General features: G+C 64.4%; 6 protein-coding genes. 5 read left to right on the forward strand and 1 reads right to left on the reverse strand.

The genetic code is table 11. The features are described 5' to 3' along the window. The first annotated feature begins 140 nt into the window (after window positions 1-140). The 4 genes from LJE63_17865 (at window position 141) to hemL (ending at window position 6,129) form a co-directional block, all read left to right on the forward strand. Window positions 141-602 carry a universal stress protein gene (locus tag LJE63_17865; GenBank protein MCG6908473.1) on the forward strand — a complete coding sequence of 154 codons (462 nt, stop codon included), beginning with the start codon at window positions 141-143 and terminating at the stop codon, window positions 600-602. Window positions 603-870: 268 nt separating this feature from the next. Then, window positions 871-2,958 (forward strand): molybdopterin-dependent oxidoreductase, encoded by a 2,088-nt coding sequence (locus tag LJE63_17870; protein ID MCG6908474.1) that lies wholly within the window; start codon window positions 871-873, stop codon window positions 2,956-2,958. A gap of 352 nt (window positions 2,959-3,310) precedes the next feature. Next, window positions 3,311-4,585 carry a glutamyl-tRNA reductase gene (gene hemA / locus LJE63_17875; GenBank protein ID MCG6908475.1) on the forward strand — a complete coding sequence of 425 codons (1,275 nt, stop codon included), beginning with the start codon at window positions 3,311-3,313 and terminating at the stop codon, window positions 4,583-4,585. Between the two features lie 242 nt (window positions 4,586-4,827). After that, window positions 4,828-6,129: a glutamate-1-semialdehyde 2,1-aminomutase gene (gene hemL, locus LJE63_17880; GenBank protein MCG6908476.1), complete on the forward strand. Its 1,302-nt coding sequence runs from the start codon at window positions 4,828-4,830 to the stop codon at window positions 6,127-6,129. Window positions 6,130-6,322: 193 nt separating this feature from the next. On the opposite strand, the gene LJE63_17885 is transcribed toward hemL, so the two are convergent. Beyond that, window positions 6,323-7,621 (reverse strand): MFS transporter, encoded by a 1,299-nt coding sequence (locus LJE63_17885; protein MCG6908477.1) that lies wholly within the window; start codon window positions 7,619-7,621, stop codon window positions 6,323-6,325. A gap of 458 nt (window positions 7,622-8,079) precedes the next feature. Between LJE63_17885 and LJE63_17890 the strand changes: the two genes are divergently transcribed. Continuing rightward, window positions 8,080-8,595: hypothetical protein (locus LJE63_17890; GenBank protein MCG6908478.1), on the forward strand; the 516-nt coding region annotated here is incomplete at its 3' end.

Below are 8,595 nucleotides of genomic sequence, written 5' to 3' on the forward strand. Positions count from 1 at the left end.
TATGTTGTAAGCGCTAATCCTGAAATAACGATATATAGGGCTCATTTTTAGAAGTGACCTTGTAGGGTTAAATTCACCTCTAAAATCGCATGTTTTGAATTTTTGAAGTTCGACAACCGCCAGCCAGAGGAGGAACCGCAATGCTGCGCATTCGCAACATCCTGTTTCCGTGCGACCTGACGGAGAATTCCGGCAAAATTTTCTACTACGCGCTCTCCCTGATGGAAAAGTACGACAGCACCCTGATTCTGCTGCACGTGGTGGAAAACCTGCGCCAATGGGGGGACCTTTACGTGCCGGCCACCGCGATTCAGCTGGACCAGAAAATCATCGAAAAGGAGGCCGCCCGGGCCCTGGAGGAGTTCTACGCAAGTCACGTGCGCGGGGTCAGCGACGTCCGCCGGGAGGTGCTCTCCGGCGACCCGGTGACGGTGATCCTCAATGTCATCGAAAACGAAGACGTGGATCTGGTGGTCTTGGGTACCCACGGCCGCAAGGGACTCGAGCACACGGTCTTCGGCAGCGTGGCCGAGAACGTGGTGCGCCGCTCGCCGGTGCCGGTGCTGACCATCAACCCCTACACCCTCAAATCCAGCCCCTAAGGACCCCGCCGGCGCCGCAGGCTTTGCCCCGGACGGGCCGCCCGCCCGTTCAGGCTGAGCCTCGCCGATACCTCGGCCCCGACCCCCTTGCTTGCCGCCCAACTGCGGCGCCGTCGGCGTTTTTCGATTTTGACGACCCCGCGCTCAGTCTGCTATGAAACCCTGACCCCGGTCGGCGGAGTTCGGTGGCGTGTGGCGACGCGCCGCCCGCGGCATTCGCCAGGCCGGTTTTGGTGTGCACTTCAAAGATTTGAATGGAGAGGTAACAATGACCGATGACATCCGGTGGGTCAAGACCCACTGCGCCCGCATGGACCACGGCGGCTGCGGTCTGCTGGTGGGGGTTGAGGGCAACCAGATCGTCAAGATCAAGGGGGATCCCGACGGCTTTTTGAACCGGGGCTACGTGTGCCACAAGGGCCGGGTTTCGGCCGAGCGCCTGACCCATCCCGACCGGCTGAAACAGCCGCTGAAGCGCACCGGCCGCCGCGGCGAGGGCCGATGGCAACCGGTTTCCTGGGAGGAAGCGCTGCAGACGGTCGCCGCCGGCCTGGTGAAAACCAGGGAGGCCCACGGCGCCCGGGCGGTGGCTTTCTGCCAGGGGATGCCCAAGGGGCTGGAGCATTTCGCCCTGATTCGGCTGGCCAACCTTTTCGGCTCGCCCAACCTGGTGGCGGTCCAGGACGTGTGCCACGCCCCGCGCGAGGTCGCCGGCATGCACACCTGCGGCTTCTACCCGGTGGCCGATTTTCACCAGAAAAGCGCGCTGGTGGTGCTCTGGGGCAGCAACGTGACCTGGACCAACGAGGAGGGCGCGATCCACAGCCTGTTGCTGGAGCAGCTGCGCCAGGGCACCGCGCTGATGATCGTCGACCCCCGCCGCACCGAGCTGGCCGAGCGGGCCCGTTTCTGGCTGCCCTTGAGGCCCGGCACGGATCATCTCCTGGCGCTCGCCTTTCTGCATGTGATCGTCACCGAAAGCCTCTACGACGCCGATTTCGTCGCCCAGTGGACCCACGGCTTCGATCAATTGGCGGAGCACGTGCGCGATTTCTCGCCGGAAAAGATGGCCCCGCTCACAGACCTGCCCGCCGAGCTGATCCGGGAGAGCGCCCGTTTCTATGCCCAAAGCCGGCCGGCCGCCATCCAGTGGGGCAACCCCATCGAGCAGACCGTTCACAATTTCGACGCCACCCGCGCGCTGGTCTGCCTGATGGCCGTTTGCGGCAACCTGGACGCGCCCGGCGGCAACATCCAGGCCAACGAACCCGGGATTCTCGGCCTGGGGCCCTTCGTGCGCGCCGATCTGCTGCCGAACAAGCGCTTCGAGATGATCCACGCCCATCACGGCGCCATCCCGCGCCTGATGACCGTGCCGCCGGCCTATTTCCGGCAGGCGGTGCTCAGCGGCGAGCCCTACCCGGTACGGGCGGCCTACATGCAGTGCACCAACCCCCTGCTGGGCTACGCCGACAGCCGCCGGACCGAGGAGGCCCTGCGGGCGCTGGATTTTCTGGCGGTCGCGGACGTTTTCATGACCCCCACCGCGGCCTTGGCCGACGTGGTGCTGCCGGCGGCGACGCATTTCGAGTTCGACGACATCGGCCACTACGGCCTGGGCCACGGGATCGTTCTGGCGCGGCCCAAGGTGGTCGATCCGCCGCCGGAGTGCTGGCCCGATCTGAAGATCGTTAACGAGCTGGGCAAGCGCACCACCCCGCCCGAGCACTGGTTCGACGACGCCTCCGGTTTTCTCGAGCTGCTGCTGAAGCCCGCCGGTCTGACCTACCGCGAGTTCGTCGCAAAGGGCTATCTCACCGGGCCCGAGCGCTTCCACAAATACCGCGCCAAGGGGTTTAAAACCCCCACCGGCAAAGTGGAGCTGGCGCTCAGCCAGGCGCCCAAGTTCAAGCTAAAGCCCCTGCCCGCCGGGCAAGAGACGCCCCCGGAAGACGACCCCGCCTTTCCCCTGCTCCTGACCAGCTGCAAGAGCCGCTTCTATCTTCACTCCTGCTATCGCTGGGTGGCGGGCCTGCGCCGCAAAAGCGAGCGGCCCGAGGCCGAAATCCACCCCGAGACGGCTGCGGCCTGCGGCATTGCAGACGGTGCCGCGATGGTCATTGAAACCCCCCACGGGGCGGTCACCCAGCACGCCCGGGTGACCGATACGGTCCGCCCGGGGGTGGTCTTCGCCGCCTACGGCTGGTGGTTTCCCGAAAAGGGGGCGGCCGCCCAGTTCGACTGGCAGAGCGCCAATTTCAACATGCTGACCAGCACCGCGACCCTCGGGCGGGAGTTCGGCACCCCCAACCTCAAGGCGATCGGCTGCCGGGTGCGGCCGGCGGCCGGCGGCTAACCTTATTTTCATTAGACCAAACGGAAAAGTCAAAATTCAGACGGTTTCGAAAAAAGGCCAAGTCCAAGGCGCGCAAATCTCGAGGAGTGAGGTGTACTTAATGTACGCCGCAGCGACCTCGAGATGCAGCGCAACGCAGGAATTGGCCTTTTTGCGGAACCGTCAAATTTGGTTGAAAGTACCGGCAAGGAATGATAAAAGAATTACTTCAGCCTGACGCTGCGGCCCCTCGAAGCGGACATCAGCCATCAGCCGCCGTTTCCTGGGCCCGAATCGGCCAAGCGCAACCTGGAACTTCGCCGCGACCCGAACATATCTGCCGCCTGACAGCCTCCTGACAGGAGTTGTGCCCATGCAAGTCGTTTTGTTCGGCCTCAACCACAAGGCCGCCGCCATCGATCAACTCGAGTGTTTCGCGCTGAAAAACGAAGAGGTCATGGCGTCGCTGCAGACCCTTCATTCCCATCCCCAGATTGATGAAATCGCCATTCTGACCACCTGCAATCGGACCGAGTTCTATGCGGTCTGCGCCGAGAACGTCGATCTGCGGCCGGTTTTTCGGGCGCATCTGCGGGCGCTCAAGGGGGAAAGCCCCGGTGCGGCCTGGGAGCACTTTTATTTCAAGGTCGGCGAGGCGGCCAAACGCCATCTGTTCACCGTGGCCTGTGGTCTGGACTCGGTTGTGGTGGGGGAAAACGAAATCGCCGGTCAGGTCAAGGGCGCCTACGGGACGGCCTGCCGTGCAGGCACGGCCGGCACTTTGCTGCACAAGCTCTTTCATGCCGCTTTCCGGGCCTCCAAACGCGCGAAGAACGAAACCGAGAGCAACAAGGGCTGCTGTTCCACGGCCGCCGCCGCTGCGGACCTGGCCGAGGCGTTCTGCGGCGACCTCAAAGGGGCCTCGGTGCTGATCATCGGGGTCGGCGAAATCGGCAGCATCGGCGCCCGCATCCTGGCCAATCGTCAAACCGGCGAGATCGTCATCGCCAACCGGACCCTGGAAAAAGCCGCGGCCCTGGCCGCCGAGGTGGGCGGTCGGGCCGTGTCGGTATACGGTTTGCGCGACGAACTGGCCCGGGCCGACGCCGTCATCAGCGCCACCGATTCCAACCACTGCCTCTTCGAGGCCGGCGACATGGCGGCCATTCTCAAAAACCGTGAAAAGGGGCCCGTGCTGATCGTCGATTTGGCCGTGCCGCGGGATTTCGATCCGGGCGTGGGCGCGCTCCCCGAAGTGGTGCTCAAAAACGTTTTCGATCTCAAGGAAGTGGTGACCTGCAACCTAGTCAAGCGGGAGCAGTCGGTGGACACGGTGGAGCGCATCATCGCCGAGGAGCTTCAGAAATTCATCGACTGGCGCGAATCCCTGCGGATCAACCCCGTCATTCAGGCGGTCAAAACCCAGGTGGAGACCATCCGGCGCGAAGAGCTCGCGCGGATGCGCGACCGCTTCGATGAAAGCGCCTACTTCCAGGCGGAGCGTCTGACGCGCTCGCTGGCCAAGAAATACCTGCAGGCCATCGTACTGCAGCTCAAGCACCTGCAGGGTGAAAACTGCCTGGATGCCCAGAACATCAGCCTGATCGAGGAACTCTTCACTTACCGCGGCAAGGCCGTCGGCGATTGACGGTTCCGCAGAAAGTCCAATTCTGCGTTGCGCTGCATCTCGAAGTCGCTGCGGCGTAAAGCAGTGCGCCTCACGCCGCTGGAGATTTGCGCGCCTTGTAATTGAACTTTTTGCGGAACCGTCTGGTTTTGGACTTTTTACGACTTTTTTAAAGCGCGGCGCCAGAGTATTTTTGCCCTTTTCTTTGGTGTTGCCTTCCCACCGCGGCCCCGAGACCCCTTTTGAGACAGAGGACGACCCGTATGCCAGTATCCGTTAAAAGCCGAGAGCTGTTCGAGCAGGCCTGCAAGGTGATTCCCGGCGGCGTCAACTCCCCGGTGCGAGCCTTCAAAGGACTCGGCCGCGACCCGATTTTCATCCGGCGCGCCGAGGGCAGCCGGCTTTACGACGTGGACGGCAACGGCTACATCGATTTCGTCAACTCCTGGGGGCCGCTTTTGCTGGGGCACTCCCATCCGGCGGTCAAGGCCGCGCTGCTGGCAGCCCTGGAAGACGGCGCCAGCTACGGGGCGCCCACCGAGAAAGAGATCGTCCTGGCGCGGCTGATCACGGAAATGATGCCCGCGGTGGAAATGGTGCGCCTGGTTTCAAGCGGCACCGAGGCCACTATGAGCGCCGTGAGGCTGGCCCGCGCCTTCACCCGCCGCGAGAAGATCATCAAGATCGAGGGCTGCTACCACGGCCACGGCGACAGCTTCCTGATCAAGGCCGGTTCGGGGCTCACCACCCTGGGGGAGCCCAACAGCCCCGGCGTGCCCCGTTCGGTATCGGCCGACACGCTGATCGCCCCCTTCAACGACGCAGCGGCGGTCAAGGCCCTCTTCGAGGCCTACCCCGACGCCATCGCCGCCCTGATCGTCGAGCCGGTCCCGGCCAACATGGGGGTGATCCTGCCCGCGCCGGGCTACCTCGCGGCGCTGCGGGACATGACCCGCGAATTCGGCAGCCTGCTGATTTTCGATGAGGTTATCACCGGCTTCCGGGTGCATCCGGGCGGCGCCCAGGCCCATTTCGGCGTCACCCCGGACCTGACCACCCTGGGCAAGATCATCGGCGGCGGGCTGCCCATCGGCGCCTACGGCGGTCGCCGCGACATCATGTCCCTGATGTCGCCCCAGGGTCCCGTCTACCAGGCCGGCACCCTTTCCGGCAACCCGCTTGCGGTCAGCGCCGGCATCGCCACCCTGGCGACGATCCGGGATGAGAACGTGATCGATGCTGTCAATGCCAAGGCCGAGGAGTTTCATCGGCGGGTCGCGGCCGTCGCCGCCGGCTCCGGAGTGGCATTGTGCACCAACCGCATCGGCTCCATGAGCACCCTCTTCTTTCAAAAGGGGCCGGTGCGCAACTACCAGGAAGCCGTTCGCTCGGACCCCGAACAGTTCAAGGTGTTTTTTGGCGCCATGCTGGACCAGGGCATTTACATGGCCCCCTCCCAGTATGAAGCGGCCTTCGTTTCCCTCGCGCACACCCCGCAGGATCTGGACGATGCCTGCCGGGCGATGGAAACGGCCCTTGCCCGGGTGCGTGCGACGGCTGGCTGAAAGTCGATTTTTGCAAAGCGCCGGCAGCCGGCGGCGCCGTTCCGATGGGTTCATTCAGCGAGGGGGCCTGCCGGGCAAATGCCTCTTCACCCTCCTCTCCTGCGCCTCTCCACCGCGCCTTCATTCTCCTCCCCGAGCCCGTGACCCTCGGGCTTTGCGCTGAACATCCGCCGCTCACCCGGGGCGAAGCGCCTCAGCACGCCGTCTGCGACCGCGCGCTCTTATCAGGGGCAAGCTTGCCCTTCATCCCCAGGGCCAGCAGCAGGCAGAACAATGTGGCGGCCAGACAGACCAGAAACGCCTGCTGGTAGGCGGCGGTGGTATAGCTCTCGCCCACGCGCTCGACGCGGTCCATGACGGCCCCGGTCAGGACCTGGAAAGCCGCGACCCCCAGGAGTGGAAAGGGGTTGAGAAGACCGGTGGTGACCCCCAGCATGGCGGGCGGGGTGGTGTCGTACACCAGAGCCCACAGGATGTTGCAGAAGCCGCCGGTGACGGCCCCCAGGAGAAGCAGCAGGCCGGCCATGCCGACGACCCCCAGCAGCCCGGCGCCGAACGTGATACCGCCCCAGAGCGCGACCAGCACCGCCACCATGGTCAGAAAGAGATGAGTCTTGTCCACCCCGAAGCGGCTGCAGAACCACCCGCAGCCGGGAGCGCCAACCATGAAGCCCACCGGGATCAGCATGTTGAGCTGGCTGGCCAGGAGGTGGTCGACCCCCAGGGCCTCCGCCAGAAAGGGCGTGGCCCAAAGCCCCTGGAAAGAGAGGATGCTGCCGTAGAGAATGAAGAAAAGCACGGCTACGATCCAGAAGCGGGGCACCTGGAGAGCCTGCAAAAACGGGCTTGCAGGGGAGGGCGGAAGGTCCGCGCAGTGATTTTCCCCGGCTGTGCCCGGCGTTTCGGGCTGCCGGTGGTCGCGAAGCGCCAGCAGGGTGATCAGGCCCAGGGTGAAGGAGGCGGCCCCGATGATCCAGAAGCAGGTCCGCCACCCCCAGCGGCTGGATGTCCAGATCAGGGGCGTGGTGGCCACCACCGCGCCCAGGTTGCCCCAGGCCAGCAGCAGGCCGAGAACCAGAGGCAGTCGGTGGCGGCTGAACCATTGGGAGAGGGCCTTTAAAGCCGGGACGTAGACGCCGCCGACGCCGAAACCGATCAGGGCGCGGCCGGCGGCCGCCCAACCCACCGAGGGGGCCAGGGCAAAGAGCGCGCACCCCGTCGCGGCCGCCAGGGTCCACCAGCCCACCACCCGCCGGGGCCCCAGGCGGTCGGCGAGATACCCCACCAGGGGTTGCTCCAGCGCGTAGAGGTAAAAGTACATCGAGGACATCAGGCCCAGGACCGTGGCGTTGGTCTCAAAGGCCGTCAGCAGCTGGGGGGCCAGGACCGATGTGGAGACCCGGTGAAAGTAGACCAGAAAGTAGATCAGGCACAGGACAGTGAACCCCAGCCACCGCTGGGGGTCGACATTTGTGGCAGGGGGTTCCGGCATGGGGGCTCTTCTCTTCTTCCGGGATCGCGGTAACAGTGTGGCGGCAATGGCCAAGCCCGCATAATGACGCAAAACGGGGCGCAGGATAGCCAAGGCGGCAGCAAATTACCAGTCAAAAGTTTCGGGGTGCGCTTGGGGTGGCGGGGTGCCGGATTCAAAGAAGGATGGCGGCAGCCACCGCGGGCGCCCCGGAAAGAACGGTCGTTATGGGCAGGATGAGAGGAAAGGGGGGCTGAGCGATGATGGCACACACCCGGTTGTCATGGTCAGCACTTTTTGTTGCTGGCTTGCGGAGCATCGCCCTGGTGAGCGCACTGCTGGTTGTTCCGATCGGAGGTCTCCGGCTCGATCATAGTGCCTCGCTGGAAGTCAGAGGGGAAAGGGGGCCTTTTGCATTGCAAATGGGAACGGTAAAAACCGCCTTCCCGTGGGGTTTTTCTGCCGGATTGGGGTCCGCCGTGGCATATGCCCAGGAACCGGAATGTCCGGAGGGCACCCTGCTTGAGCCCTATCAGAACATCTGTGCGGCCATTCGTGACGTCCGCCACGAGTTCATCCCCTCGCTGGGCGTATCGGCAGAGGCTTCGGTGAGTGCCGCGACCAGAGAGTTCCGAGGCTCGCACAAGGAAGCCGCTGGCGCTACGGACCCCACGTTTCTGGACGAAGAACCACCGGAGCCCGGTACCATTGCGGCCGGCGTGCGTTTCGTGACCGGAAGCCACAGCGTGACCACCAGTGCGCACCTGCACACCAGGATGTTCGTCTACCCGGAGGGGCTCAACGCCGGCTCTCTGCCCGGCTGGCTCTACATGCCGGCCACGAATCGGGTCGATCTCTCGGTGGAACTTGTCGGCATGTATCGCAGCTGGTCGGACACCCGGGGCTTGCTGGGGCTCTTCGGCCGGCCCTGCAGCGTCGAATACCCATGCCCCAACGGCGCGACGGGAAATTCCTGGCAGTTCTACCGCCTGATG

The sequence above is a fragment of the Desulfobacteraceae bacterium genome, from assembly GCA_022340425.1.
Classification (GTDB): Bacteria; Desulfobacterota; Desulfobacteria; order Desulfobacterales; family JAABRJ01; genus JAABRJ01.

Excerpts from the sequence above, each read along its gene's own strand:
- LJE63_17865 (MCG6908473.1), top strand. The coding sequence starts at position 141 with ATGCTGCGCATTCGCAACATCCTGTTTCCGTGCGACCTGACGGAGAAT.
- LJE63_17870 (MCG6908474.1), top strand. The coding sequence starts at position 871 with ATGACCGATGACATCCGGTGGGTCAAGACCCACTGCGCCCGCATGGAC.
- hemA (MCG6908475.1), top strand. The coding sequence starts at position 3,311 with ATGCAAGTCGTTTTGTTCGGCCTCAACCACAAGGCCGCCGCCATCGAT.
- hemL (MCG6908476.1), top strand. The coding sequence starts at position 4,828 with ATGCCAGTATCCGTTAAAAGCCGAGAGCTGTTCGAGCAGGCCTGCAAG.
- LJE63_17885 (MCG6908477.1), bottom strand. The coding sequence starts at position 7,621 with ATGCCGGAACCCCCTGCCACAAATGTCGACCCCCAGCGGTGGCTGGGG.